Genomic DNA, 26409 nt, shown 5'->3' on the forward strand with positions numbered 1-26409 from the left:
GAGTAGACGCGATCGATCGGAAGATAACGCGGAGAGGAACATGAGCGACAGGACCCGGTTCGTCATTATTGCCTGCGAACGCTTGCACCGGATGAGCGAGGTCGAAATGTGTGAACACAAGGGGATCGGTCATCCGGACAGCCTGTGCGATGGTGTCGCGGAAGCCGTGTCGTTGGCGCTCAACCGCGCGTACCTGCAAGCCTATGGACGCATTCAGCATTACAACGTCGACAAGGCCTTGTTGATCGGCGGCCAGAGCCAGCCGCACTTTGGTGGTGGACTATTTCGCGGTCAAACAGTCAATCACGGAGCATTTACGCGCGATCCTGGCGAGCCCCTGTGATCTAGCCGTCAATACACTCGATGATACGATCGCGATCGGCGTAGACGGGATTTACCTGACCGTCACCGGGTTGAGCGCAGAGCAGGGGGACGACGGCCAAGTCGGACGCGGTAACCGCATGAACGGCCTGATCACACCTTGCCGTAGCATGCCGCTTGACCTCTCCACGCCTGCCCATTCACCAGATTCACCGGCCGCTCACCCGCCAACGCCGCCAACAAATTTTCGACCGCACAAGTCGCCATCGCCTCCCGCGTCTCATGGGTCGCCGAACCGATATGCGGCGTCGCCACCACATTGTTCAACTGCAACAACGGCGAGTCATGGCGCAGCGGTTCGCGCTCGAACACATCCAGCCCGGCAGCGCGAATCCGGTTCTGCTGCAACGCCTCGATCAACGCCGCTTCGTCCACCACCTTGCCCCGTGAAATATTGATGAAGATGCTCTGCGGGCGCATCAAGGCGAACTCCCTGGCGCCGATCAGCTTTTCGGTTTCAGCGGTCAGTGGCAAGGTCAGGCAAATGAAATCGGACTGCTGCAACAACTCGGTCAGGCTACGGTATTGCGCATTGAAGCGCTGCTCCACCGCCGGTTTCGGCGAATGGCTGTGATACACAACCGGCATGCCAAAACCGAAATGCCCACGCTGCGCCAACGCCTCGCCAATCCGCCCCATGCCGATGATGCCCAGCGTCTTGCCATGCACATCGCTGCCGAAATGCGCCGGGCCAATGTTGCGGTTCCACTGGCCGGCGCGAACCATGTTCGCCAGTTCCACCACGCGTCGGGCGGTGGCCAGGATCAGCGCGAAACCGGTGTCGGCGGTGGTCTCGGTCAACACATCGGGGGTGTTGCTGAGCAGTATCCGCCGTTCGGTCAGGTAGTCGATGTCGTAGTTGTCGACCCCGACGGACACACTGGCAATCGCTTCCAGGTTCGGTGCCAGGTCCAGCAACCCGGCATCGAGTTTCAGACTGGCGCCAAGCAACCCTTGGGCGCGGGGCAGGGCCTGGCGCAGCTTGGCCAGGCCTTCGGCGTCGAGGCTGTCGATCAGCGTCACCTCGGTCTGCTCATGCAAGCGAGCCATCAGCAGCGGCGAGAGTTTCTTGTACAGCACAACCTGCTTTTTCATATCAACATCCATTCAGGAATGAGCCGCCACCGGCCGGGGCGCGGCGGCTTTGGCCACGACCCGGTCACTGGCGCCGGGCTTGAGGAAAATCGTCAGCACCACCGACACCAGCAACGCGCCGCTCATCAGCAGATAAGACGCACCGGGCGATCCGGTGGAGCTGTTCAGGTAACCGACCAGATAAGAGCCGCCAAACGAACCGAGCGCGCCCATGCTGTTGATCAACGCCATGGCTCCACCGGCCACGTTGGCCGGGAGGATTTCTGGAACGATGGCGAAGAACGGCCCGTACGGGGCGTACATGCAGGCACCGGCAATCACCAGCAGGGTGTAGGACCACCAGAAATGCTCCGCGCCCAGCGCGTAGGAGCCGTAGAACGCAATCGAGGCGATCAGCAGCGGAGGCCAGACGAAGCGTTTGCGCTTCTGCAACTTGTCCGAGCCCCAGGACACCAGCAGCATGCCGATCACTGCCGCCAGGTACGGCAGCGCCGACAGCCAGCCCGCTTCGATCATGTCCATTTGCGCGCCGGCCTTGAGGATCGATGGCAGCCACAGCACGAAACCGTAGACGCCGATGCTCCAGCAGAAGAACTGCAAGGCGAGGATGATGACTTTTGGCGAACGGAAGGCTTCGGCGTAGTTTTTCACCGCTTTGATGCCGACCTGTTCGGCGGCCAGGGCACTTTCCAGGTCCTGCTTTTCCTGGTCGTTCAGCCACTTGGCCTGGGCCGGACGGTCATCAGCCAGACGCCACCAGATAAACGCCCACAACACTGCCGGCAAGCCTTCGATGATGAACATCCAGCGCCAGCTGAAATGCTGGATCAGGTAGCCCGAGACCACCGACATCCACAGCATCGTCACCGGGTTGCCGAGGATGAGGAAGGTGTTGGCGCGCGAGCGTTCGGCACGGGTGAACCAGTGGCACAGGTACACCAGCATCGCCGGCATCACCGCCGCTTCGACCACTCCGAGCATGAAACGAATGACGATCAGCCAGTAGGCGTTGGAGACGATCCCGGTCAAGGTCGCCAGGGCACCCCAGAGAATCAGGCTGACGAAAATCAGCTTTTTCACGCTGTGCTTCTGGGCGTAGATCGCACCTGGAATCTGGAAGAAGAAATAGCCGAGGAAGAACAGTGCGCCGAGCAGGGAAGACAATCCCGGGGTGATCATCAGGTCCTTGGCCATCCCGGAGGCGGCGGCGAACCCGTAGTTGGCGCGGTCCAGATACGCCAGGCTGTAGGTGATGAACACGATGGGCATGATGTACCACCAGCGGCGGGTGGCCAGTGTTGCGGTTTTCATAGTGATGCTCCTGAGCTTGTTGTTTTTGTCGCAGCAGGTAACGGAGTCTGATTCAAATTTTTACGGTAATAGTGAGGGCCCCTTCGCGGGCAAGCCTCGCTCCTACGGGCGTACACCCCGAACCCTGTAGGAGCGAGGCTTGCCCGCGAACGGCGTCCTCAAATTCAGCATCCATTTCGGCCCGGGTGGGCAAGCCTTCCATATCCCCACGGCTCTGCACCGCGCGGCTGCCGATCCAGTTGGCACGCTGCACGGCTTGGGCAACGCTGTGGTTTTCCAGCAGGGCGCTGATCAGGCCAACGGCGAACCCGTCACCGGCACCGACCGTATCGACCACCGTTGCCACGGGCACGCCTGCAACGAAACCTTCATCCTGATGGGTTCGGTAATAGGCGCCTTGCGGGCCAAGCTTGATCGCCACGGCTTCGGCGCCCTGGTCGAGGTAAAACGCCGCGATGTCGGCAGGGTCTTCAAATCCGGTGAGCAACCGTCCTTCGCTCAACCCCGGCAGCACCCAATGGGCGAGGGCGGCGAGGCGGTTGATCTCGCTGATCATCTGCTGTTCGCTGGCCCACAGGCTCGGCCGCAGGTTGGGGTCGAACGACACGCTACGCCCGGCTTCGCGCATGCGGGTCATCAGTTCGAAGGACATTGCCCGGGCCGACGCGGATAGCGCTGGAGGAATGCCGGTGGCATGCAAGTGCCGGGCGTTGAGCAGCGACGGGGAAATCGACTGCACCGACAAATGACTGGCCGCCGAGCCACGACGGAAATACTCGACCACCGGATCGCTGCCATCATCGGTGCGGGACTTGAGCTGAAACCCGGTGGGGTGTGCCGGGTCGATGTCGACATGGCTGCAATCCAGGCCTTCGTTCTCCAGCGTATCGATAACGAACTTGCCGAGCGAGTCCGCGCCCACCCGGCTCAGCCAGGTGACGTTAAACCCCAGTCGCGACAGGCCAATGGCGACGTTGCTGTCGGCACCGGCAATGCGCTTGTGGAAGTGGCCGACGTCGGCCAGTTCACCGTTTTGCTCGGCAACGAACATCGCCATGGTTTCGCCGAACGACAGAATATCGATCTCAGACATGCGCAGGCTCCAGGCGGGGTTGACCGAGGCGGGCGAGGGTGGCGACGTGCTCGGTGGTCAACTGCACCAGGTCATCGCCTTGCAGCGGATATTCCACCGCGCGCATCACGTTATGGGGCATGTGCCGCAACAATTGTTGCCACAGATGCAAGTCACTGGCCGCCGGTGGTACCGCCACCAGTTTGCCGTCGACCCGACGCGCCACTGCTTTGCAGTGCACGTAGCCGACATGTCGACCGAGCATTCGCGCGGCGCTGGCGGCGGACTGATCCTGCCATTGCCAGTTGCCGATATCGAAGGTCATTTTGATCGGCAACTTGTGCTGCTCGACGTCGGCGAAGAAGCGCTGGAACGGTTCGATGCGGCCGCCGTGCAAGGTCTGGTCGTTTTCCACCAAAAGCTGCACCGGGCTCTGTTGCAACACATGCGCCAGTGTTTGCAGGTCGTTGTTGTCGGTGAAATAACCCAGGGAGACTTTCAGCCATTGTGAGCCGAATGCCTCGGCGCGTTGCAGGGTCGAGAGCAGTTCCGGGTTGGGCGCCGATTGCCCGGCCAGCCACAACTCCAGCGGCGAGGAATACACGCTTTCCAGGCCCCGGTATTGCGTGGCATCGGCCAATTGCGCGGGGTCTTCAAGGGTCAGCAGCTCTTCGCGCCATTCAATGTGCGTGGCACCGGCAGCGGCCAGAACCTCGACAAAACTGCCTTGGCCGCGTTGGCGCACAAGCTCGGCGCCGTAGCTGGACAGGCTGATGGAAACGGGTGGTTTGTTCATTGTTATCACCTCTGAAACCGGTTTCATTTTTGTTCAAAAAAAATATCAGTGAGTGATGTGTTGTTCTTTCGGGCCTCTTCGCGGGCAAGCCTCGCTCCTACAGGGGCGTGGGTGTAAATCCGTAGGAGCGAGGCTTGCCCGCGAAGAGGCCTTCAAATTGGAACACCCCCCGTGGTCGACCCCCGCACAATCAACCGTGCCGGAAAATCCAAAGTCCGCACCGGCCCGTCATCCCCACGCAAACGCTTGAGCAAACACTCAAACGCACTCGCGCCAATGTCCTCGGTCGGCTGGGCGAGGGCGGTAATCCCGCTGCCCACCAGCGGATACCAATCCAGATCATCCAGGGCGATCAACCCGACATCCTCAAACAGGTTGCACTGCAATTCACGCAACGCATGGGTGCCGGCCAGCGCGGCGATACCGTTGGCGCAAAACAGCGCTTTCGGGCCAGGGCCGGGAGTGTTCAGGAAGGTTTTCAGCTGCGAGGTCAGTTCGCTGCCGGTTTCAACTACCATGCCCGTTAAAGCAGGGCGTTGCTGTATCTGCGCTTTGAAACTGCTGACCCGCTCGATCCGCGAACTGGTGCCGTCAAACGGCTCCGTCACCATCAGCACATCGCGATAACCGCGTTCTTCAAGATGGGCCATGGCGATCTCGACGGCAGCGGGATTGTCCAGCCCCACCAGATCACTCTCAAGCTGCTCGACTTTGCGATCCACCAGCACCATCGGCATTTCCCGATGCAACTCGCGCAATTCGTCGCGGTGATGGCCGAGGGTATTCACGATCAAGCCTTCAATGTTGTACGAGCGCAGCAACGCCAGGTGCTGACGCTCCTGCTCGTCATCGCGATCGGTGTTGCACACCACCAGGCTGTAGCCGTGCCGACGGCAGGCGGTTTCCACGCCATGCATCACGGCAATCGAATAAGGGTTCCGGATATCGGCCACCAGCATGCCGATCAGCCGGGTGCGCCCGCGTTTCAGGCCGCGGGCCATCTGGTTCGGCCGGTAGCCCAGTTCGGCAATGGCCTGCTCGATGCGCAGGGCCGTGGCATCGGAGAGCAGGGCGCGGTCATCGCCGATGAAGCGCGAGACGCTGGCCTTGGAGACGCCGGCGTGTTCGGCGACGTCGAGCATGGTGACGCGGCTGCGTTGGGCGGCGGAGAAGTCGTTCATGGATTGAGTCTTCTTGTTATCTGAAACCGGTTTCAGGAAACACCAGATTCTTTGGTTGCGTCAAGTGAAAACGCTTTCAGTCAAGGTGCTCGAAAAGATCGAATCCGACAAACGGTATCAATACCTGTCAGATCTGACAGTAGGAAAATCTTCTGTTGAAGCGCCTAATTTTCCCGACAGAACAGCAAAAGAAAGTGCCTTGATTTCTCGAACATCTCGTATCAATCGGTGATGGAAAAATGATTTCGACACCCACTAATCAAACCACTAAGACGCCTATAGGTGTACTGGCACAACCGCTTTCAGTTGAAGGGATCGAGGACAGTGATCTAGCCGGTCATGTTCCTCGCGAGATTTTGAAAACCGGGACTCGAATTGTAATTCCGTATTGGCTGGATCCACTGCCTAATGATCGACTGTGGGTGATCAAACGTCAGAATGGTGTGGAGGATACTCTTTATAACGTTAAATACCCGACCCCCCTGACGGATAAGGAATTGTATTTCGATCTGACGCCAACTCATTTGGCAGTCGACGGCAGTATGTTTCTCTATTACGTACTCTGGAAAGGGGATGGCGGTAACGACGATCGCTCACCAGATCGAAAACTAACCATCGATCACACGCCTCTTTTAACCTTTCTGGAACCCTTGGCGGTTCATGCAACACTCTGGGGGTATCTGAATAACAATACGAATCCTCCATTGACAAGTGGCGCCACTCTCCGCGTTCGCCCCCTGATTAACATTGCTCTGCCCGGATATGTCGCAGTGATTATCTGGAGGGGATACCGGAGCCTCAATGGAAGTGGTCCTGAAGTGACAGAAGTTTATGGGCGTTGGGAGAAAATACTTTCCGAGACAGACATAACAAATGGCTTCAATCATGTAGTGCCGTTTCAAAAGCATATAAGTTCGTTGTTTGATAATGATTCCGCTGTTTTCATCTGCCAGTTGTTTGACGGCGGCAGGATCATTGCTGGGTCAGAACAAGGACTGGTGAAAATCGATCAAAAAATACCTGGAAAACCTGGCCCTTCCGGCCTGAACGCGCAAGGAGATACACTGATGACAATGCAATTCGTACCAAAAGTGCAGCGCTCCACTTCTACTGTTTCCTCAGGTGGTGGGGTTCTTTCGACTTTTGCAATAAATGGTCTGATAAATGGTTTTATCCCAAAAGCAATGTTTGATACTAAGGCCCTCATTGTGGATGTTGATCGTCCGCCAGATGAGCTGGAACAAGATAGTATGGATTTTAAGTACCGCGAAAAAGGATCCCTGGCTTGGATAGACTATCCAGAGACCTTCTTTCTTGGCCCAGTCGCCAGCCGGCCTCCGACCCCTATTCCGGTGACCTTGAATGCAGACCTGTTTAAGGAATTAGCTACGTCACTTGGCCCGACTGTTTGGGAAATCATGTTTGAATTTTTCAAAGACAATGGCGGTAATGGAGACCCCTCCAACATCGTGGAGGCTATATCTGACGACACTGCACCGGTCAATACAAAAAATCCACCCAGAAAAATAAAGCCGACACCCGTTCCAAATTTTGCCAATGGCACCCCGCTTCCGCAGCGGATTATTGACAAGACCTGGATAGATGCAAATACGGATATGAATTTTACGGTGAGTGTCGGTTACTTCGGGCGTCGTCCCGACGACATGCTGACCGTCTGGCTCATCTCTGGTATGCAAAAAGTCCAGGTCTATAACGCCACCGTCAATGCTACCGGTGCATTTAGCATTCCTAGCAGCGCGTTGCTTCAATTCCTGAATGGACGCGTCAATATGAGTTATCGGTGGGACGATTGGCTCGCTAATCAAGGCGAAGAATCTGTTTCCACGCCGATTCTGACATTGGCATTACCGCAAGCGCCATTGGCCAAAAAAGCACCTTTGGTGCCAAAGACCGATCCAAACTACACCACGCCGCTCTATTGGGAAGACTTTGCAAACGCGATTACGGCTATCGTCGAAAACGCATTTATCGAACACGCGGAGCCGGGAGATCAAGTTTTTGCGGTGATTACGGATCCCCTCGATGTCACCAATTTTTTCGAGACTGCCAAACAACCTTGGGCTAACGCTAATCTGTCTTTTGATCTTGACTTCGCAGATCTTTATCCGAAATTTGCCAATACTGATGACCCCATGGACCTCACGATCCATTACGAAATAGAGCGCGCCGGTCTTACGCCTAATGCAGTTTCACCGACTGCAACCTTTACGTTCGATTCGCGTGTCGCTGGTGTAATACCTCCAAACCCGCCTGATCTGGAGAACCCGGATCTCCAACTACCGGTTGTAACGGGAGTTTCCAATGTTCCAGACGTTATTGCGGCTACTGATCGCGACAAGCCAGGTACATTCACAGTGAAGAACGGTCTTACAGATCCGGATATTTTACCGGAGCATGAGGTCAAGTGTTACTTGGGTAACGCTACAATACCTTTTGAAACATTTAGCCCGCTCGTAGCTGTACAGGGTTTTTCTGTTCCGATCCCGGCCAATGTAATGGCCACGTTGACACCTCCCAGCGATACAGCTCGCTACACTATCGAGATAACCGGATTAGGTAAAAACGTAAACAAATCCTTGACGAAGACAGTGGTCGTCAATCAGATTCCGGTCGTGCTGCCGGATCCTACAATCAGAATCCGTAATCCTGCAGTGCGCGACTATATCGAGTGCTATGGGATGAGGAGTCCTACCAGTGGTTATGTACTCGGATTGCAGGTCGCAAAGACCACACTATTGCCGCAGGGCACGATTATCACGGCGCATTTTGAAGCGCACTCAAATGCGACGGGTAACGCGTTGATTACCGGTACGGCTAACTCAGCAACTTACACCATCCAGGCTGCCAACATACCTGACGTTGCTGGCGTAGGTACTGCTGCAAACTTCAAGGCTGCCCAGCCGAGGCAAGGTGCACTTGCATGGGGTAAATACTGGATTACAGCCCAGAATGGCCTGCAATCATCAACTCCGGTCATCAAACCTTTGGATACTATCAATAGCAGCTTCCAATATTGCGACCTGGCACTAGCTCCAGTCTAGCGCTGTCTCCGTAGTATTGGTATTGCCGGTATCGCGAGGGAGATTCGATTGCCTCTCTCGCGATTTTTACCACTATCAAAGAGGAGGAAATCGAGGTTGCCTTCACTCTGGAAGGATAAGTCGTCGTGCATATAAGGACTATTCCTACATTAAACATTCGGTTTTCTAATTAGGCTGTCGGACGTTTTTTAGGTGGGAGTTTTCAACACTGCCAAAAAACAGCTTCTGTATTCGTGCAGGTTTGAGGAACGACCCATGTCCACTTTTTTTCTTTCTAAACACCCGAATACCATCAGACTGATGATGGTGGCGACAATGATCGCCGCGCCTGAGGCCTATAGCCGAACCCTGTTGCCAGGCGAAAGTGAAGTGGTCACCAATCCACCTGCGCCGGAAGCCTGGGTGGTGTCCCAGGGGGGAACGCTGACCGTCAACAACGCGACAGCGCTGACCATCAGCTCACAAAATGCCAATGTCGTTTTCAACGGTGGTCAGAGCCAGCGAATCGATGCCAACACCTCCTCGTTGAATATGTCCGGCGCTACGGTCAACAGCGCGGCGGGCCGAGGTGCCATTCAACTGATCGACAGCAACGCAACGATCGACAACTCGACCATCACCAGCACCAACAGTTTCGGGCTTTTGCTGGGACGTAACATCAGCACCCCTGCATCCTCTTCTGCCACCGTGACTGGTAACAGTGTCATCACCGGCGCGATTGGCGGCGTACAAGCGGTAGGTTTTGCCGTACTTAACCTTACAGACTCCACTGTCGTCGGCACGGGGGCCACCAGTTATGGTGTGCAGTTGGGCGGCGCAACACTTTCAGCGACGGGCAGCACGATTACCGGCGCACAAGACGGCCTGCAAATCGTGACCGACACGGTAGGTGTCAACGCCAGCACTGTGATGCTCAACCATACCCGCGTTACAGGCGGAACCGGATCGGCCATCGTGGTGGGCTCCTCTGGCGGTGCCGGGACTGTCGCCACCATCAATGTCAGCGGCAATTCCGAACTGGTCGGCGGCGATGGATCGGTATTGCGCGCGATCAATCGCTCCACCGCCAATTTCAATGTCGACGGCAGTACCCTGACCGGCGATGTAATTGCCGAGACCGGCAGCACGGTTGCACTGCTGATGCAGAACGCTGCCACGCTCAACGGCAATCTGCAGAACGTCACCCAGTCCAGATTCGACACCGGTAGTATCTTGAACGGTAATGTACAAGCGGTCGCGGGAACGGCGGCCATGGTCAGCCTGGACAACCGCTCGGCCATCAACGGCAACGTAGACAACGTCGCCAACCTTTCACTGAACAACTCAAGCATGCTGACCGGCAACGTCAACAGTGATACCAATGGCAGCGTACTGTTGGACAACGGCTCGGTACTGACCGGTCAAATCAACAACTCCGCCAATCTGAATATCAATAACTCAGCGCAATGGGTAATGACCGGCGACGGCAGCGTGCAACGTCTGGCGTTGAATAACGGCGTGGTTCGCATGGGCACGAACGAGCAATTTCAGCAACTGAATGTGGGCGAGCTTTCCGGTAACGGCACCTTTGTGATGGGCACCGACCTGGGCAATGGCAACACTGATTTCCTGAACGTCACAGGCAACGCCAGCGGACAACATCAACTGCGAATCTCCGCCACCGGCACCACACCGGTCACTGCCGAACCGGTGAAGGTCGGTAACATTGCATCTGGTGACGCGAGCTTCTCGTTGGGTAGTCGCGACACCGTGGACGCCGGCACATTTGTCTACAGGCTAACGAAGGAAGGTCAAGGCTTGTACCTGAATCCGGACAAGGAAACGGTCAGTACCTCAAGCAATACCGCTTTGGCGCTGGCTGGCAGCGCGCGCAGTTTGTTGAATGCCGAAATGAACATGCTCAATGATCAGATCGGTGATCGCGGGCTCAGTGCCCGGCCCGAGGCTTCGATGCGGGCGGCCAGCGATAGCGACACCACAAAGCTGAGCAACAGTGTGTGGGTTCGCACTTACGGCAATCAATACAGCGTCGATAACGCCTATGGCGATGGCTACACGCAAAACCAGACCGGCATCACCGGCGGCGCCGATACATTGGTGGATCTTGGCGGTCGCTCGTGGGTATTGGGCGGGTTCGTCGGGTCTAGCCATACCAAAATGGATCTCAAATACGGTTCCAGCGCGACTGTCGAGAGTGTGAACGCCGGTGTTTACGGCAGCACGTTCGATGTTGAAAGCGGCGTGTTCGTCAATGTCATGGCCAAGATCAACCAGTTCGACAACAAGGCCAAAGTCACCATGAGTGATGGCACTCGGGCCAAGGGTGATTACACGGCCTTGGGCGCCAGCGGTTCGGTGGCGGTGGGCAAACATATTCGCCTCAAGAACAACTATTTCGTCGAACCCCAGGTGCGGGTTTCGACCGGCGTGACTCAAAGTGACAGTTATCGTTTGGACAATGGCCTTGAAGTTAAAGCCGACACCATGCGTTCTTTGCAGGGCAATGTGGGCGTCAGAGGCGGACGTGTGATCAGCCTCGAAAATGGCAGTCTGCTGGAGCCAAGTCTGTCGGCGGGGGTTAACCACGAGTTTGTGAAAACCAACGAGGTTAAAATCAACGACGACAGTTTCGATGATGACCGCGCCAGTAGCTCAATTGAGTACGGCGCAGGTGTGAAGTGGACACCGGCTCAACGCAACTGGCAGGTTTCCGGCCAGGTCGGTGGCAGTAAAGGCAACACTGTCAGTCAGGATTGGAGCGGTAGTTTGAGAGTGAGCTATTTCTTCTGATGAACGTTGCTTCAATGACATGACCTATAAAGATGCCCCGACACTGTCGGGGCATCTTTTTTTTTACGGCCATCAGCCAAACAGACCCGCTGCGATATTGATTGAAAACCCGAGAATCGCCGTGTTGAACACAAACCCGATCAACGATTGCGCCAGCACGATCTTACGCAATTCCCGCGTGGCCACGCCGACATCCGCCGTCTGCACCGCCACACCGATGGTGAACGAGAAGTACAGGAAGTCCCAGTAATTGGGGGTTGTCAGCCCTTCGGCAAATCGCAACGCAGGTTCCTTGCCTTCCCAGGTGTAATACAACCGGGCGTAATGCACGCTGAAGATCACCCCGATCAACAGCCACGAGCCGATCACGGTCAACCCGGTGAAGCCGTAGTGCAACAGCCGGTGATAAGCGTCCAGATCCTTGCTGCCCGCCAGTTGGAGGGTAATGGCGGCGAGGCTGGCCAGTGCGGCCATGCTCACGGTGAACAGCACCAGCCCGGCGTTTTCGTCCTCGACTTCGGCAATGCGTTTCACGTCGTCGGCTTTGGAGCGCATGGTCAGCCAGATGATCAGTGCCAGATACGTCCAGACCCCGGCGTTCCAGCCGATGAGGATTTTGCCGAGGATCGAATCGGCCGGAGCCAGAATGCCTGCCGCGACGCCAAGGGTGGCGGCGGCGGACAGGCGAGGGTGGGTGCGGGCGAGTAGGGGCATGGAGGCTCGATGTGTCTGGGTTTTGCAAACACCATAGCCCAGCGCAGTCCGTTGTGACCACAACGACACATCCCCCGTAGGAGCGAGGCTTGCCCGCGAAATGGCCGTAACATTCAACGTTGATGTTGACTGATACACCGCCTTCGTGGGCAAGCCTCGCTCCTACAGGGGTGTGTCGTTATTTAGATGTTCTTATGGCGCTTGCGCACCAACCTCATCACCACCACAAAAAACACCGGCACAAACACCACCGCCAGCGTCGCGGTGATCATCCCGCCGATCACCCCGGTGCCGATCGCTTGCTGGCTCGCCGAGCTGGCCCCGGTGGCAATCGCCAACGGCACCACGCCGAGGATGAACGCCAGCGACGTCATGACAATCGGCCGCAACCGCAGGCGCGCGGCTTGCAAGGTTGCGTCGACCAGATCGTGGCCTTCGTCATAAAGGCTCTTGGCGAACTCGATGATCAGGATCGCGTTCTTCGCCGACAGGCCGATGATGGTGATCAGCCCAACCTTGAAGAACACGTCGTTGGGCATTCCGCGCAGCGTCACCGCCAGTACCGCACCGAGCACACCGAGCGGCACTACCAGCAACACCGACGTTGGAATCGACCAGCTCTCGTACAGCGCCGCCAGGCACAGGAACACGATCAGCAGCGACAGCCCGAGCAGAATCGGTGCCTGACTGCCGGACAAACGTTCCTGCAACGACAACCCGGTCCATTCCTGACCCAACCCCGCCGGGCCTTGCGCCACCAGCCGTTCAATTTCCGCCATGGCTTCGCCGGTGCTGTGACCGGGCGAAGGCTCGCCGGAAATGCTGATGGCCGGGTAGCCGTTGTATCGGGTCAATTGCGCCGGGCCCTGGGTCCAGTTGGCGCGGACGAAGGCCGACAACGGCACCATTTTTCCAGCGTTGTTGCGCACGTGAATCTTCAGCAGATCGGCGACCTGACTGCGTTGATCGCCTTCGGCTTGGACCACCACCCGTTGCATCCGTCCCTGGTTGGGGAAGTCGTTGATGTAGGCCGAACCCACGGCGGTGGACAGTACGTTGCCGATGTCGGCAAAGGAGATGCCCAAGGCATTGGCTTGCTTGCGGTCCACGATCAGTTGCACCTGCGGCGCTTCGGCCAAGGCGCTTTCGCGCACGTTCATCAGGATCGGGCTCTTCTCGGCGGCGGCGAGCAATTCGCTGCGCGCCTGCATCAGCGTGGCGTGGCCGAGGCCGCCGCGATCCTGAAGGCGGAACTCGAAACCGCTGGAGGTGCCGAGACCGTCAACCGGCGGCGGCAGCACCGAGAAAGCCATGGCGTCCTTGATCTGACTGAGGGCTGCGTTGGCCCTGTCGGCAATCGAACTAGCGGAATCATCGCTGCCACGATCCGACCAGTCCTTGAGCGTGGTGAACGCCAGCGCAGCATTCTGCCCGCTACCGGAAAAGCTGAAACCGAGAATCACCGTGCTGTCGCCGACGCCCGGTTCGGTAGCGTTGTGTGCTTCGATCTGCTCCACCACATTGATCGTGCGATTCTTGCTCGCACCCGGTGGCAGTTGAATGTCGGTGATGGTGTAACCCTGGTCTTCCACCGGCAGGAACGAGGAGGGCAGGCGACTGAAACACAATCCCAGGCCTACCAGCAGCACGCCGTAGATCAACAGGTAACGACCGGTGCGCTTCAACGCATAGGCGACCCAGCCCTGATAACGCTCGGTCAGTTGTTCAAAGCGCCGGTTGAACCAGCCGAAGAAACCGCCCTTGGAGTGGTGTTCTCCCTTGGCAATCGGCTTGAGCAGCGTCGCACACAAGGCTGGGGTCAATGTCAGGGCGAGGAACGCCGAGAACAGGATCGACGTGGCCATGGACAGCGAGAACTGTTGGTAAATCACCCCGACAGAGCCCTGCATGAACGCCATCGGAATGAATACCGCCACCAGCACCAGGGTGATGCCGATTATCGCGCCGGTGATCTGCTTCATTGCCTTGCGCGTCGCTTCCTTGGGCGACAGGCCTTCGGTGGCCATGATTCGTTCGACGTTCTCCACCACCACAATCGCGTCGTCCACCAGGATGCCGATGGCCAGCACCATGCCGAACATGGTCAGCACGTTGATCGAGAAGCCCAGCGCGAGCATGGTCGCAAACGTGCCCATCAACGCCACAGGTACCACCAGCGTCGGGATCAGCGTGTAGCGGATGTTCTGCAGGAACAGGAACATCACCGCAAACACCAGCACCATTGCCTCGCCAAGGGTGTACACCACTTTGGTGATCGAGACTTTGACGAAGGGCGAAGTGTCGTACGGGATCTTGTATTCGACACCGGCCGGGAAATAGCGCGCCAGTTCGTCCATTTTCGCCCGCACCAGCGTTGCGGTGCTCAGGGCATTGGCGCCCGGCGACAGTTGCACACTGACGGCGGTGGACGGTTTGCCGTTCAGGCGTGTGGAGAACTGATACTCCTGGCTGCCGATCTCGACCCGCGCCACATCACGGATGCGTACGGTGGAGCCGTCAGGATTAGCCTTGAGCACGATGTCGGCGAATTCTTCAGGCGTCGACAACTGGCCTTTGACCAGAATGGTTGCGGTGATTTCCTGGGTGGTGCGGGTCGGTAAGTCGCCGATACTGCCCGCGGAAACCTGAGCGTTCTGCGCAACGATGGCGGCATTGACGTCAGCCGGGGTCAGGTTGAAACCGATCAGCTTCTGTGGGTCGATCCAGATCCGCATCGCCCGTTCGGCGCCGTACAACTGGGCCTTGCCGACGCCATCCAGACGCTTGATCTCGTTCATCACGTTGCGCGCCAGGTAATCACTGAGCGCCACGTCGTCGAGCTTGCCGTCGCTGGAGGTGAGGGTGATCAGAAGCAGGAAACCGGCGGAAACTTTCTCCACCTGCAAACCCTGCTGGGTGACCGCTTGAGGTAGGCGCGACTCCACCACCTTGAGGCGGTTTTGCACGTCCACTTGCGCCATCTCCGGGTTGGTTCCCGGCTGGAAGGTCGCGGTGATGGTGGCGCTGCCGAGGCTGCTTTGGGATTCGAAGTACAGCAGATGGTCGGCGCCGTTGAGTTCTTCCTCGATCAGGCTGACCACGCTTTCGTCCACGGTCTGCGCCGAAGCGCCGGGGTAGGTGGCGTAGATTTCGACTTTCGGCGGCGCAACGTTCGGGTATTGCGCCACGGGTAACTGCCCAATGGCCAACGCACCGGCCAGCAGGATGAACAAGGCAACCACCCAGGCGAACACCGGGCGGTCGATAAAGAACTGCGGCATAAAAAGCGTCCTGCTTACTGACCAGAGACCTGGGCAAGTGGAAGAGGGGTGTTGTCGATCTGGACTTTTTCACCGGGGCGCGCGTGTTGCAGGCCTTCAGTGACGATGCGGTCGCCGGGCTTGAGGCCGCGGGTGACGATCCAGCGATCGCTCTGCACCGCGCCCAGCTCTACCGGTTGCTGGCCGACCCGCTGCTCGGCGTCGAGCAATAGCACTTGGGCGACACCGGCGCTGTCACGCTGGATGGCCCGTTGCGGAACGCTGATGCCTTGCTGATTGAATGCCTGTTCCAGACGCACGCGAACGAAACTGCCCGGCAACAAGTCGAGGTCGGGGTTAGGGAATTCGCTGCGCAGAATGATCTGACCGGTGCCCGGGTCGACGGTGATGTCGGTGAACAATAACTTGCCAGGTAACGGATAAAGGCTGCCGTCGTCCTGGATCAGCGTGGCTTTGGCCTGACCTTGGCCCACTTCCTTTAACTGGCCAGAGCGGAAGGCCCGACGCAGGTCGTTGAGTTCGCGGGTCGATTGCGTCAGGTCGGCGTGGATCGGGTTCAACTGCTGAATCAGTGCCAGCGGCGTGGTTTCGTTCTGGCCTACCAGCGCGCCTTCAGTCACCAGCGCGCGGCCGATGCGCCCGGAAATCGGTGCGGTGACGGTGGCATAACCGAGGTTCAGTTTCGCCCTCTCCACCGCGGCTTTGTTGGCGGCGACATCGGCGGCGGTCTGCCGGGCGTTGGCGCGGGCATTGTCGTAGTCCTGAGCGCTGATGGCGTTGCCTTCGATCAACTGGGCGTAACGCTGCTCCTGCAATCTGGCCTGGAACGCGTTGGCTTCGGCCTTGCGCAGCGCGGCTTCGGCGCTGTCCAGGTCGGCCTTGAAGGGGGCCGGGTCGATACGGAACAGAACGTCGCCTTTTTTCACGTCGCTGCCTTCGCGGAAGACCCGCTGCAACACCACGCCGGCAACCCGGGCACGCACTTCGGCGATCCGTGGCGCGGCAATCCGCCCGCTCAGTTCGTTGCTGATTGACAGAGGGCGAGCTTCGATGGTTTCGATGCGCACCGTGGCCAGTGGTGCCGATTCTTCGGCGGTCGAAGACTGGTCACAAGCGCTCAGCGTCAACGCCAGGGCAATCAGGCTGAGCGTGGCAAGCAGGTTCTTTGACATGGAAATACCCCAATAATGACTACCCGCATCCTACGGGGAGTCGATGAGGGTAGCGGTGAAGCTTTGTTGGTGCTGTGTGAAATTGTGTAAGGGTTTTGCTCGCGTGTGCGTGAGGGCGTATATCCTTCAGGCCTTGAATTTTATTGCGCCTGTCAGGCCGCCTTCGCGGGCAAGCCTCGCTCCTACTGTAGGAGCGAGGCTTGCCCGCGAAGAGGCCCTGAAGTTCGCCACAGCACTTTCTGGAAACACCCATGCCCAACATCCTCCTGGTCGAAGACGACACCGCACTCTCGGAACTGATTGCCAGCTACCTGGAACGCAACGGTTATTCCGTCAGCGTGATCAGCCGCGGCGATCATGTACGCGAACGCGCGCGGGTCAGTCCGCCGGACCTGGTGATTCTCGATCTGATGCTACCGGGGCTCGACGGCTTGCAGGTCTGCCGCTTGCTGCGGGCCGATTCGGCGACATTGCCGATCCTGATGCTCACCGCCCGTGACGACAGTCACGATCAGGTGCTGGGCCTGGAAATGGGCGCCGACGACTACGTCACCAAACCCTGCGAGCCCCGTGTGTTGCTGGCCCGCGTACGCACGCTGTTGCGTCGCAGCAGCCTCAGCGAACCGCAGACCGCTAATGACCGCATTCTCATGGGCAATCTGTGCATCGACCTGTCCGAGCGTACCGTGACCTGGCGCGAGCAACTGGTCGAGTTGTCCAGCGGCGAATACAACCTGCTGGTGGTGCTGGCCCGGCATGCCGGCGAAGTGCTGAGCCGCGACCAGATTCTGCAACGCCTGCGCGGTATCGAATTCAACGGCACCGACCGCTCGGTGGACGTGGCCATCTCCAAACTGCGACGCAAGTTCGACGACCACGCCGGCGAGGCGCGCAAGATCAAGACCGTGTGGGGCAAGGGCTACCTGTTCAGCCGCTCCGAGTGGGAATGCTGAATCATGTTCAGAATCCTGTTTCGTCTGTATCTGGTGACCATCGTTTCGTTCAGCGCGGCGATCTACCTGGTGCCGGACCTGGTGATCAAGGTCTTCCATGAGCGTTTTGTGACCTACAACCTCGATTACTCCCGAGGTTTGCAAACGCTGATCGTCAAACAGTTTCGTACGGTGCCTGTCGAGCAGTGGCCGGCGCTGGCGGCGGAGATGGACAAGGAGTTCCAGCCGCTGCACATCATTTTGGCCCGCAACGACGATGCCGAATTTACCCTGGATGAGCGCGAACGCTTGCAGCGCGGGGAGAACGTGGTACGCATCGGCGACTGGGGCTGGCGCACCCTGGCGGTGACACCGTTGAACGAGCAGATGGTGGTGGAGATGGTCGTGCCACCGGACCCCACGGATGTCAGTTGGTTGTACTGGAGCATCAACGTGCTGATCGGTGCGACGATGCTGGCCTGCCTGTTGTTGTGGCTGCGCCCGCACTGGCGCGACCTGGAACGTCTCAAAAGCACCGCCGAACGCTTCGGCAAGGGCCACCTGAGCGAGCGTACGCAGATTTCCCCCAGCTCCAACATCGGCAGCCTGGCCAACGTGTTCGACACCATGGCTGGCGACATCGAAAACCTGCTCAACCAGCAGCGCGACTTGCTCAACGCCGTGTCCCACGAATTGCGCACGCCGTTGACGCGGCTGGATTTCGGCCTGGCCCTGGCGCTGTCCGACGACTTGCCGGCCACCAGCCGAGAACGCCTGCAAGGCCTGGTCGCGCACATTCGCGAACTGGATGAGCTGGTGCTGGAATTGCTGTCCTACAGCCGATTGCAAAACCCGGCTCGGCTACCGGAACAGGTCGAGGTGTCGCTGGATGAATTCATCGACAGTATTTTGGGCAGCGTCGATGAAGAGCTTGAGTCACCGGAAATCGTTATCGATGTGCTGCTGCACGGTCAGCTCGAACGCTTCTCGCTGGACCCGCGATTGACCGCCCGGGCGATCCAGAACTTGCTGCGCAACGCCATGCGCTATTGCGAGAAGCGGATTCAGATTGGTGTGCAGGTGTGCGCCAAAGGCTGTGAGATCTGGGTGGACGACGATGGTATTGGCATTCCCGATGAAGAGCGGGAGCGGATTTTCGAGCCGTTCTATCGGCTGGATCGCAGTCGGGATCGCGCCACGGGCGGGTTTGGCCTGGGGCTGGCAATCAGCCGCCGAGCGCTTGAAGCGCAGGGCGGCACGCTGACCGCGCAGGCATCACCATTGGGCGGCGCACGGTTCCGTTTGTGGCTGCCCACCTCAGCCTGACGCATTCTTTGTAGCAGCTGCCGAGCTTGCGAGGCTGCGTTCGAGTGCGCAGTCCTCGCAAGCTCGGCAGCTGCTACGAACCAGGCGGGGAAACGTTCAACAGTTCAGTCGAGCAATTCGGCTGACTCAATCAACCCGACCCCCGCCACCTGCATCCGCTCAATCGCCGCCGCCAGCGACCCTTCCAGATCAATCGCGCGGCAAGCATCCATCACCACAAACGCATTGAACCCCGCCGCCCGCGCATCCAGCGCTGAAAACATCACGCAGAAATCCAGTGCCAGCCCGACCATGTAAACCGTGTCGATGCCGCGTTCTTTCAGGTACCCGGCCAAACCGGTGGTTGTGGTTCGATCCGCCTCCAGAAACGCCGAATAACTGTCGATGTCCGGGTTGCAGCCCTTGCGGATGATCAATTGGGCGTGGGGCAGGTCCAGCTCCGGGTGGAACTCGGCGCCGGGCGTGGCGCGAACACAATGCTCCGGCCACAGGGTCTGTTCACCGTAAGGCAACTGAATCACGTCGTAAGGCTTGTGCCCTGGGTGGCTGGAAGCGAACGAGGCGTGGCCGGGCGGGTGCCAGTCCTGGGCAATGATGACCTGCTTGAACTGGCGACCCAGACAATTAATCAGGGGCACAATCAGGTCACCCTCCGGCACCGGCAATTGACCGCCGGGAATGAAGTCGTTTTGTACGTCGATGACCAGTAAGGCAGCGCGTGAAGAAATTGGCATGGGGTAGGTTCCTCCTTGGAAAGTCGGGTGCAAGCATAGTGACAAGTTCGCTGGAGTGCTAAGCCGGCTTCTCAATAACTTCGCCGGGCCCTCCAGTGCTGCCGCCGGGTTATGCCCGATCAGCATCAAGGCGTGTTCCATGCTCGCCCAATAGACAACGGTCATGGACCTCATGGGCGATGGACGGTGAACACCGCAGTGTGAACAATTATTCATTTTTTTCTGACAATCATTGCAAGGAAAGCGCAAATCGAGGCGCTATCCTCGACAGCGTTCGTTGTCCATTTGGAGAACTGCCATGAAAGATCAGGTCCATCCCTCTGCGGCCGCAGGGTATAAAACCGGTGCCGACACCTATGTCCGTGGTCGTCCGGATTATCCACCCCAAGTGGCTGACTGGCTTACGGTTACCCTTGAGTTGAACGCCGATAGAACCGTGCTCGACCTAGGCGCCGGCACCGGCAAGTTCACCGGGCCGTTGGTGGCGACCGGGGCGCAGGTGATTGCGGTGGAACCTGTGCCGCAGATGCTGGAGAAACTGTGCGAAGCCTTTCCTGAGGTACTGGCAGCGAGCGGCACCGCCACCGACCTCCCGCTGCCGGATGCGTCGGTGGACGTGGTGGTCTGTGCTCAGGCCTTTCACTGGTTTGCCAGCACCGAGGCGTTGACCGAGATTGCCCGGGTGCTCAAGCCCGGCGGCAAGCTGGGGCTGGTGTGGAACCTGCGCGACGCCAAGGTCAGCTGGATGCCAAAACTGGATGCGATCGTCAACGCGCTGGAAGGCGACACACCGCGTTATTACACCGGCGCGTGGCGCGAAGCCTTTCCACATCAGGCATTCGGGCCGTTGCAGGTGCAGTATTTCAGTCATGGTCATACGGGGTCGCTGGAGGATGTGATTTTCAATCGGGTGCGCTCCATCAGTTATATCGCTGCGTTGCCGGTGGCGGAGCGGGCGAAGGTTGATGCACAACTGCGGGCATTGATTGCCGGGGAACCGGCGCTGAGGGGGCGGGATGTGGTGACCGTGCCTTATGAAACCGTAGCGTTTGTGGCGGTGAAGGGCCGTTAGATCGGCGGTGCGGCCTTCGCGAGTAAGCCCACACACAGGGAATTTGTGAGCGCCAAAGACCCCCTGTGGGAGCAGGCTTGCTCGCGAAAGGGCCGGTCCAGACGCTAAAAAAACCTGAAGCCAGTCCCGCATTTGGCCGAACCGCTGCCTTACTGCCGGCACGGATGCCTTGTTATAGTTCGGGCTTCATTTTCTGCCCGGTAAAGGATCACTGCCATGTCTCAATACACCGCCTTCAGCGTCGAACTGGCCGATAACATCGCCCATGTGCAGATCAACCGTCCGGACAAGATCAACTCGATGAACGCTGCGTTCTGGAGCGAGATCATCGAGATTTTCCAGTGGATCGACGATACCGATGAAGTCCGGGTGGTGGTGCTCAGTGGCGCCGGCAAGCATTTCTCTTCCGGCATCGACCTGATGATGCTCGCCGGTGTGGCCAATGAACTGGGCAAGGACGTCGGCCGCAATGCGCGCCTGCTGCGGCGCAAGATCCTCGCGTTGCAAGCGTCGTTCAACGCCGTCGATAACTGCCGCAAACCGGTGCTGGCGGCGGTGCAGGGTTATTGCCTGGGTGGCGCCATCGACCTGATTTCCGCCTGCGACATGCGTTACGCAGCCGAGGACGCGCAATTTTCCATCAAGGAAATCGATATCGGCATGGCGGCCGATGTTGGCACTTTGCAACGCTTGCCGCGGATCATCGGTGACGGCATGCTGCGTGAACTGGCTTACACTGGTCGCACCTTTGGCGCCGAAGAAGCGCGTAACATTGGCCTGGTCAATCGCGTCTACAGCGACACCGCCAGCCTGCTTGAAGGCGTGATGGGGATTGCCCGCGAAATCGCCGGCAAGTCGCCGATTGCCATCACCGGCACCAAAGAGATGATCAGCTACATGCGCGACCATCGCATCGACGACGGCCTTGAATACGTCGCCACGTGGAACGCCGCCATGCTGCAGTCCACCGATCTGCGCGTGGCCATGGCCGCCCATATGAGCAAACAGAAACCCGAATTTCTGGATTGATTAACCATGACTTCACGCTGGACCACTGCAGTACTGGACACCGATCAACCCGGCGGCTGGGCCGTGGCGCGCAGCCCCGAAGGTTTTTTGTTCGATGACAATGGCGCCCTGTTTCCACGGGAATGGCTCAAGCGTCAGGACTTGTCGATTCTTGCCGAGCACGGCATCGGTCACCTGGATGGCGAACCGGTGTACCTGCTGGAACTGCGCAGTCACAGCGATGTGCCGGGCTGTAACTGGAAAGGCTTGCGGGCGTTCATGCTCGAGGGCGATCACACCGTCTATAAGGTTCTGGGCTATGCCGCGCAAATCGGTACTTGGGCCCGTGAGCACCGTTTTTGCGGCAATTGCGGGCAGGCGATGATCCAGGTGCCGCGTGAGCGGGCGATGTATTGCGAGCCCTGCGATTTACGCAGCTACCCACGTATTTCGCCGAGCATGATTGTGCTGGTGACCCGTGGCGACGAGGTTCTGCTGGCTCGTTCGCCGCGTTTTGTCACCGGGGTCTACAGCACGTTGGCGGGGTTTGCCGAGCCGGGTGAGTCGGCCGAAGATTGCCTGATTCGCGAGGTTCGCGAAGAGGTGCAGATCGAGGTCAAGAACATCCAGTACATGGGCAGTCAGTGCTGGCCGTTCCCGCATTCGATGATGCTCGGTTTTCATGCCGAGTACGCCGGTGGCGAGATTGTCTGTCAGGAAGACGAGATCGAAGACGCCCAGTGGTTCAACGTGCACGAGCTGCCGCCGTTGCCGGCGTCACGCTCGATTGCCCGCTACCTGATCGACGTCTACGTGGCGCGGCGCTTAGGCCACGCTGAACCAGTGCTGCCAGGCTAGGCGCACGGTCAGGCCGAGCACCACCGTAATAAACACCGGACGAATGAATTTCGCACCGCCGCTGATGGCGGTGCGCGCGCCGAAGAAGGCGCCGACCATCACCGACAGGCCCATGCTCAGGCCGATGATCCAGTCCACTTGCCCGGAAAAGATGAACACCGACAGCGCCGCAATGTTGCTGACGAAGTTCATGCTGCGCGCCACGCCGCTGGCCTTGACCAGGTCGATGGGGTAGAGCAGCAGGCTGCTGACGGTCCAGAACGCCCCCGTTCCCGGGCCGGCCACGCCGTCATAGAAACCGAGGCTGAAGCCTTGGCTCGATTGCCACTTTTTCTTGATCGGTGCATCGCTGTCCAGCGGCGCTTTGGGTGTGCCGCCGAACAACAGGTACAGGCCGCAGGCGAACACAATTACCGGCAGCATCTTGTTCAGCCATTCCGCCGGCAAATAATGAGCGACGATGGCGCCGCTGAGCGCACCAACCAACGTGCCGACGATGGCGTGCATCCACTGCCGTGGATGAAACAGCTTGCGCCGATAGAAGGTGAAGCTGGCGGTGGCCGAGCCGAAGGTCGAACTGAGTTTGTTGGTGCCCAGTACCAGATGCGGCGGCAGGCCGGCGGTCAGCAGTGCCGGGGTGGTCAACAGACCGCCACCGCCAGCGATGGCGTCAATGAAACCGGCAATGAAAGCGACGAGAGCCAGAACGGCCAGGGTAGTGAGGTCAACGCTGAGTTCGAAAGGCATGGAATGGGGCTTATTCGGCAAGGCGCAGAAGAGGGCTGCGGGGAAAGGCCGGTATCTTACCCATAAAGTTATCCGGGTACAGCCGATCGTTCCCAAGCGGGAGCGCAGGAACGATCGGTCAGGGGGATTGTGTTTACAGGCCTAGATCGGAGAGACCCGGGTGATCATCCGGCCGGCGACCCAGTGGCCAGTGGAATTTGCGCTCGCTTTCCTTGATCGGCAGGTCGTTGATGCAGGCGTAGCGGTTGAACATCAGGCCGTTCTCGTCGAACTCCCAGTTCTCGTTGCCGTAGGAACGGAACCAGTTGCCCGAATCGTCGTGCCATTCGTAGGCGTAACGCACGGCGATGCGGTTGTCGCCATGGGCCCAGAGTTCCTTGATCAGTCGGTAGTCCAGTTCCTTGACCCATTTGCGGGTCAGGAAAGCTTTGGCTTCTTCGCGGTTGTGGGCGAACTCGGCGCGGTTACGCCACTGGGTGTCCAGGGTGTAGGCAAGAGACACCCGTTCCGGGTCACGGGAGTTCCAGCCATCTTCGGCCAGGCGAACTTTTTCGATGGCCGATTCACGGGTAAACGGCGGCAATGGCGGACGAACTTCGGCAGTAGACATATTAAGTCTCCCTATCAAATTAACGTTCAAACAAGTTGTCGGGCTTATTTAAAGTGTTACAGGTCCAATAACTTTCGCGCCATGCATTGCGCATTATCGGCGGCACTGTGATCACCCATCACAAGCGCTACGGTAATGGCACCGTCGATCAGGATCAGCAGCTGTCTGGCCAGCGTCTCCGGGTCTGTTGCGCCATATTCGGTACAGAGCTCGCGCACGTAGTCGAGCAGTTTCTGTTTGTGGTCTTTGGCGACCAGGCGAACCGGGTCTTGCGGGTCGCCGGTTTCGCCGCTGGTATTGATGAACGCGCAGCCACGGAAGCCTTCGGAGGCGAACCAGGCCTTGAGCACGGTAAACAGGTTGAGCAGCCGCTCGGCCGGGGTTTGGGCCTTGCCGACTTCGCTCCGGTACCAGTGCATCCAGCGCTCATCGCGGCGTTGCAGGGCCGCGACGACAAGCTCCTCCTTGTTGGCGAAGTAGCGGTAAATACTTTTTCTGGAGACGCCGGCGGTTTTCACCAGAAGATCCATGCCGGTGGCAGCGATGCCACTTTTGTAGATCAACTTTTCGGTGACATCCAGAATGATGTCGCGTGTGTCATTGCTAGTGATTTCGTTCATGTGGCTAACAGTAGAATGATCGTTCTTCATGGTCAAGTAGTTATTTGTAGCGCCTATGAAATTGCCTTCGCGGGCAAGCCTCGCTCCTACAGGATTTGTGTTCCAAACGACGAAAAACCGTAGGAGCGAGGCTTGCCCGCGAAGAGGTCTTTACAGACAGTAACAAGACCCAAACCCATCCATGGTGTAAGCTCTCAGGCTCTTCGGATTCGACCCTTTGCGAGCCCTATGCCGTTGCTTTTCAAACGTTCTCTGCTGCCTAAATTGCGCAGTTTTCCGCTGACCGCCGATGCCGTCACCATCCTCTCTGGCGCTGCCGAGTTCCGTCGTTGCCTGCTGGAAAAAATCGCTCAGGCGACCCGGCGCATCTACATCGTTGCGCTGTACCTGCAACAGGATGAGGCCGGCCAGGAAATCCTCGATGCGCTGCACGCGGCCAAACTGGCACGTCCGGAACTGGACGTGGTGGTGGTCGTGGATTGGCTGCGCGCCCAGCGCGGCTTGATCGGTGCCGGCAAGCAACCGGGCAACTCAGCCTGGTATCAGGAAACCACCCGCGCCCACGAAAGCGAAGTGCCGGTGTACGGCGTGCCGGTGCAAACCCGCGAGCTGTTCGGCGTACTGCATTTGAAGGGCTTCGTGATCGACGATTGCGTGATCTACAGCGGCGCGAGCCTGAACAACGTTTACCTGCACAAATTCGACAAGTACCGCTTCGACCGTTATCACCTGCTGCAGAATCAGGCGCTGGCCGATTCGATGCATCACCTGATCCAGCACGGTTTGATCACCTCCAAAGCGGTGCATCGCCTCGACCTGCCGAACCTGCCGACCACCCGCAGTCTGCGCCACGACATCGGCGACCTGCGCAGCCGTCTCAAGCACGCGGCGTACGACACCACGGCGGGTAGCACGGCAAAGGGCGGTTTATCGGTCAGTCCGTTGCTCGGTGTGGGCAAGAACAACCCGTTGAGTCGAGTCATCTGCGAGCTGATCGCCAGTGCGCAGCATCAGCTGACCATCTGCACGCCGTACTTCAACCTGCCGCTGGCGGTGACCCGGGAAATCAATCGGGCCCTGGCTCGCGGCGTGAAGATCGACATCATCGTCGGCGACAAGACCGCCAACGATTTCTACATCCCGCCCAGCGAGCCGTTCAAGGTGATCGCGGCGCTGCCATACCTCTACGAAATCAGCCTGCGACGTTTCGCCAAGCGTCATCAGCGCAACATCGACAGCGGCAAGCTGAACCTGCATCTGTGGAAGGATGGTGACAACACCTATCACCTCAAGGGCATGTGGATCGATCAGCGCTACACCTTGCTGACCGGCAACAACCTCAATCCACGGGCGTTCCGTCTCGACCTGGAAAACGCGTTGCTGATTGATGATCCGAAAGGCGAGTTGCTGGAGCCGCGTGGCAAGGAACTGGCGGAGATTTTCCAGCATACCCGCCGTATTGAGCGTTACCTGGATCTGCAAACGCTGCCGGATTACCCGGCGGGGGTGGCCAAGTTTCTCAAGCGTGTGAGTCGCGTCAGGATTGAGCGGTTGTTGTATCGGATTTTGTAGGGTTCAAAAGCAAAGATTGCAGCCTTCGGCAGCTCCGCGCCTGTGGGCGCCGCCGAAGGCTGCGATCTTTCCACA

At 58.6% G+C, this 26409-nt stretch carries 21 protein-coding genes and 1 pseudogene; 10 read left to right on the forward strand and 12 right to left on the reverse strand.

Translation table 11 applies throughout. The features are described 5' to 3' along the window. The first annotated feature begins 40 nt into the window (after positions 1-40). The gene (locus AF70_RS04750; RefSeq protein ID WP_028940647.1) at positions 41-343 is read left to right on the forward strand and encodes a methionine adenosyltransferase; all 303 of its coding nucleotides are present in this window, start codon (positions 41-43) and stop codon (positions 341-343) included. Continuing rightward, a pseudogene (locus tag AF70_RS29760) lies at positions 276-443 on the forward strand (methionine adenosyltransferase); the annotation flags it as partial. The gene AF70_RS04750 and the pseudogene AF70_RS29760, both read left to right, overlap by 68 nt. Positions 444-474: 31 nt before the next feature. On the opposite strand, the gene AF70_RS04755 reads toward AF70_RS29760, so the two are convergent. From AF70_RS04755 to AF70_RS04775, 5 genes are all read right to left on the reverse strand, one after another. Further along, on the reverse strand, positions 475-1476 hold the full coding sequence (locus AF70_RS04755) for a D-glycerate dehydrogenase (protein WP_019578819.1): 1002 nt from the start codon (positions 1474-1476) through the stop codon (positions 475-477). A 12-nt stretch (positions 1477-1488) separates the two neighbouring features. Continuing rightward, entirely contained in the window at positions 1489-2787 is a 1299-nt protein-coding gene (locus AF70_RS04760; RefSeq protein WP_019578820.1) for an MFS transporter, read from the reverse strand. 52 nt (positions 2788-2839) lie between these two features. After that, positions 2840-3880, reverse strand: coding sequence for a sugar kinase (locus tag AF70_RS04765; protein ID WP_028940646.1), 1041 nt, complete (start codon positions 3878-3880; stop codon positions 2840-2842). Next, positions 3873-4655 (reverse strand): sugar phosphate isomerase/epimerase, encoded by a 783-nt coding sequence (locus AF70_RS04770; protein WP_028940645.1) that lies wholly within the window; start codon positions 4653-4655, stop codon positions 3873-3875. The genes AF70_RS04765 and AF70_RS04770 overlap by 8 nt, the downstream gene beginning before the upstream one ends. Before the next feature lie 152 nt (positions 4656-4807). Further along, positions 4808-5836: a LacI family DNA-binding transcriptional regulator gene (locus AF70_RS04775; RefSeq protein ID WP_028940644.1), complete on the reverse strand. Its 1029-nt coding sequence runs from the start codon at positions 5834-5836 to the stop codon at positions 4808-4810. A 239-nt stretch (positions 5837-6075) separates the two neighbouring features. Here AF70_RS04775 and AF70_RS04780 point away from each other — a divergent pair, with 239 nt between their 5' ends. Both AF70_RS04780 and AF70_RS04785 read left to right on the forward strand, forming a co-directional pair. Further along, the gene (locus AF70_RS04780) at positions 6076-8898 is read left to right on the forward strand and encodes a hypothetical protein (protein WP_169342463.1); all 2823 of its coding nucleotides are present in this window, start codon (positions 6076-6078) and stop codon (positions 8896-8898) included. A 315-nt stretch (positions 8899-9213) separates the two neighbouring features. Further along, on the forward strand, positions 9214-11688 hold the full coding sequence (locus AF70_RS04785) for an autotransporter outer membrane beta-barrel domain-containing protein (RefSeq protein WP_028940642.1): 2475 nt from the start codon (positions 9214-9216) through the stop codon (positions 11686-11688). A 72-nt stretch (positions 11689-11760) separates the two neighbouring features. On the opposite strand, the gene AF70_RS04790 is transcribed toward AF70_RS04785, so the two are convergent. The 3 genes from AF70_RS04790 to AF70_RS04800 all read right to left on the reverse strand — a co-directional run bounded on the left by AF70_RS04790 (position 11761) and on the right by AF70_RS04800 (position 16855). Beyond that, positions 11761-12402 carry a DUF1345 domain-containing protein gene (locus AF70_RS04790; protein ID WP_028940641.1) on the reverse strand — a complete coding sequence of 214 codons (642 nt, stop codon included), beginning with the start codon at positions 12400-12402 and terminating at the stop codon, positions 11761-11763. A 182-nt stretch (positions 12403-12584) separates the two neighbouring features. Next, positions 12585-15683 carry an efflux RND transporter permease subunit gene (locus AF70_RS04795; RefSeq protein WP_028940640.1) on the reverse strand — a complete coding sequence of 1033 codons (3099 nt, stop codon included), beginning with the start codon at positions 15681-15683 and terminating at the stop codon, positions 12585-12587. Between the two features lie 14 nt (positions 15684-15697). Further along, positions 15698-16855, reverse strand: coding sequence for an efflux RND transporter periplasmic adaptor subunit (locus tag AF70_RS04800; protein WP_019578831.1), 1158 nt, complete (start codon positions 16853-16855; stop codon positions 15698-15700). Between the two features lie 251 nt (positions 16856-17106). Between AF70_RS04800 and AF70_RS04805 the strand changes: the two genes are divergently transcribed. Both AF70_RS04805 and AF70_RS04810 read left to right on the forward strand, forming a co-directional pair. Next, positions 17107-17808: a response regulator transcription factor gene (locus AF70_RS04805; protein WP_007939075.1), complete on the forward strand. Its 702-nt coding sequence runs from the start codon at positions 17107-17109 to the stop codon at positions 17806-17808. Positions 17809-17811: 3 nt separating this feature from the next. Next, positions 17812-19113 carry an ATP-binding protein gene (locus tag AF70_RS04810; protein ID WP_028940639.1) on the forward strand — a complete coding sequence of 434 codons (1302 nt, stop codon included), beginning with the start codon at positions 17812-17814 and terminating at the stop codon, positions 19111-19113. A gap of 104 nt (positions 19114-19217) precedes the next feature. Here AF70_RS04810 and pncA read toward each other — a convergent pair whose 3' ends face one another. Further along, positions 19218-19847 carry a bifunctional nicotinamidase/pyrazinamidase gene (gene pncA, locus AF70_RS04815; RefSeq protein WP_028940638.1) on the reverse strand — a complete coding sequence of 210 codons (630 nt, stop codon included), beginning with the start codon at positions 19845-19847 and terminating at the stop codon, positions 19218-19220. Positions 19848-20145: 298 nt separating this feature from the next. Here pncA and AF70_RS04820 point away from each other — a divergent pair, with 298 nt between their 5' ends. The 3 genes from AF70_RS04820 (at position 20146) to nudC (ending at position 22785) form a co-directional block, all read left to right on the forward strand. After that, positions 20146-20919 carry a class I SAM-dependent methyltransferase gene (locus AF70_RS04820; RefSeq protein ID WP_018929116.1) on the forward strand — a complete coding sequence of 258 codons (774 nt, stop codon included), beginning with the start codon at positions 20146-20148 and terminating at the stop codon, positions 20917-20919. A gap of 216 nt (positions 20920-21135) precedes the next feature. Beyond that, positions 21136-21948: a crotonase/enoyl-CoA hydratase family protein gene (locus AF70_RS04825; protein ID WP_018929117.1), complete on the forward strand. Its 813-nt coding sequence runs from the start codon at positions 21136-21138 to the stop codon at positions 21946-21948. Between the two features lie 6 nt (positions 21949-21954). Continuing rightward, positions 21955-22785, forward strand: a complete 831-nt coding sequence (gene nudC, locus AF70_RS04830) for an NAD(+) diphosphatase (protein WP_028940637.1) — start codon at positions 21955-21957, stop codon at positions 22783-22785. On the opposite strand, the gene AF70_RS04835 is transcribed toward nudC, so the two are convergent. The 3 genes from AF70_RS04835 to AF70_RS04845 all read right to left on the reverse strand — a co-directional run bounded on the left by AF70_RS04835 (position 22753) and on the right by AF70_RS04845 (position 24762). Further along, positions 22753-23532 (reverse strand): TSUP family transporter, encoded by a 780-nt coding sequence (locus tag AF70_RS04835; protein ID WP_019578834.1) that lies wholly within the window; start codon positions 23530-23532, stop codon positions 22753-22755. The genes nudC and AF70_RS04835 overlap by 33 nt on opposite strands. Before the next feature lie 133 nt (positions 23533-23665). Further along, the gene (locus tag AF70_RS04840) at positions 23666-24142 is read right to left on the reverse strand and encodes a nuclear transport factor 2 family protein (RefSeq protein ID WP_028940636.1); all 477 of its coding nucleotides are present in this window, start codon (positions 24140-24142) and stop codon (positions 23666-23668) included. Positions 24143-24198: 56 nt separating this feature from the next. Then, positions 24199-24762, reverse strand: a complete 564-nt coding sequence (locus AF70_RS04845; protein WP_019578835.1) for a TetR/AcrR family transcriptional regulator — start codon at positions 24760-24762, stop codon at positions 24199-24201. A 228-nt stretch (positions 24763-24990) separates the two neighbouring features. Here AF70_RS04845 and pssA point away from each other — a divergent pair, with 228 nt between their 5' ends. After that, positions 24991-26334, forward strand: a complete 1344-nt coding sequence (gene pssA / locus AF70_RS04850) for a CDP-diacylglycerol--serine O-phosphatidyltransferase (RefSeq protein ID WP_028940635.1) — start codon at positions 24991-24993, stop codon at positions 26332-26334. The last annotated feature ends 75 nt before the right edge of the window (positions 26335-26409 follow it).

The sequence above is a fragment of the Pseudomonas sp. KD5 genome (genome assembly GCF_012932895.1).
Lineage (GTDB): Bacteria > Pseudomonadota > Gammaproteobacteria > Pseudomonadales > Pseudomonadaceae > Aquipseudomonas.

Coding starts and splice junctions, on each gene's coding strand:
- pssA (WP_028940635.1), top strand. CDS start 24,991: ATGCCGTTGCTTTTCAAACGTTCTCTGCTGCCTAAATTGCGCAGTTTT.
- AF70_RS04780 (WP_169342463.1), top strand. CDS start 6,076: ATGATTTCGACACCCACTAATCAAACCACTAAGACGCCTATAGGTGTA.
- AF70_RS04795 (WP_028940640.1), bottom strand. CDS start 15,683: ATGCCGCAGTTCTTTATCGACCGCCCGGTGTTCGCCTGGGTGGTTGCC.
- AF70_RS04825 (WP_018929117.1), top strand. CDS start 21,136: ATGTCTCAATACACCGCCTTCAGCGTCGAACTGGCCGATAACATCGCC.
- AF70_RS04785 (WP_028940642.1), top strand. CDS start 9,214: ATGATCGCCGCGCCTGAGGCCTATAGCCGAACCCTGTTGCCAGGCGAA.
- AF70_RS04845 (WP_019578835.1), bottom strand. CDS start 24,762: ATGAACGAAATCACTAGCAATGACACACGCGACATCATTCTGGATGTC.
- AF70_RS04810 (WP_028940639.1), top strand. CDS start 17,812: ATGTTCAGAATCCTGTTTCGTCTGTATCTGGTGACCATCGTTTCGTTC.
- AF70_RS04835 (WP_019578834.1), bottom strand. CDS start 23,532: ATGCCTTTCGAACTCAGCGTTGACCTCACTACCCTGGCCGTTCTGGCT.
- AF70_RS04770 (WP_028940645.1), bottom strand. CDS start 4,655: ATGAACAAACCACCCGTTTCCATCAGCCTGTCCAGCTACGGCGCCGAG.
- AF70_RS04805 (WP_007939075.1), top strand. CDS start 17,107: ATGCCCAACATCCTCCTGGTCGAAGACGACACCGCACTCTCGGAACTG.
- AF70_RS04750 (WP_028940647.1), top strand. CDS start 41: ATGAGCGACAGGACCCGGTTCGTCATTATTGCCTGCGAACGCTTGCAC.
- AF70_RS04760 (WP_019578820.1), bottom strand. CDS start 2,787: ATGAAAACCGCAACACTGGCCACCCGCCGCTGGTGGTACATCATGCCC.
- AF70_RS04765 (WP_028940646.1), bottom strand. CDS start 3,880: ATGTCTGAGATCGATATTCTGTCGTTCGGCGAAACCATGGCGATGTTC.
- AF70_RS04840 (WP_028940636.1), bottom strand. CDS start 24,142: ATGTCTACTGCCGAAGTTCGTCCGCCATTGCCGCCGTTTACCCGTGAA.
- nudC (WP_028940637.1), top strand. CDS start 21,955: ATGACTTCACGCTGGACCACTGCAGTACTGGACACCGATCAACCCGGC.
- AF70_RS04790 (WP_028940641.1), bottom strand. CDS start 12,402: ATGCCCCTACTCGCCCGCACCCACCCTCGCCTGTCCGCCGCCGCCACC.
- AF70_RS04755 (WP_019578819.1), bottom strand. CDS start 1,476: ATGAAAAAGCAGGTTGTGCTGTACAAGAAACTCTCGCCGCTGCTGATG.
- pncA (WP_028940638.1), bottom strand. CDS start 19,847: ATGCCAATTTCTTCACGCGCTGCCTTACTGGTCATCGACGTACAAAAC.
- AF70_RS04820 (WP_018929116.1), top strand. CDS start 20,146: ATGAAAGATCAGGTCCATCCCTCTGCGGCCGCAGGGTATAAAACCGGT.
- AF70_RS04775 (WP_028940644.1), bottom strand. CDS start 5,836: ATGAACGACTTCTCCGCCGCCCAACGCAGCCGCGTCACCATGCTCGAC.
- AF70_RS04800 (WP_019578831.1), bottom strand. CDS start 16,855: ATGTCAAAGAACCTGCTTGCCACGCTCAGCCTGATTGCCCTGGCGTTG.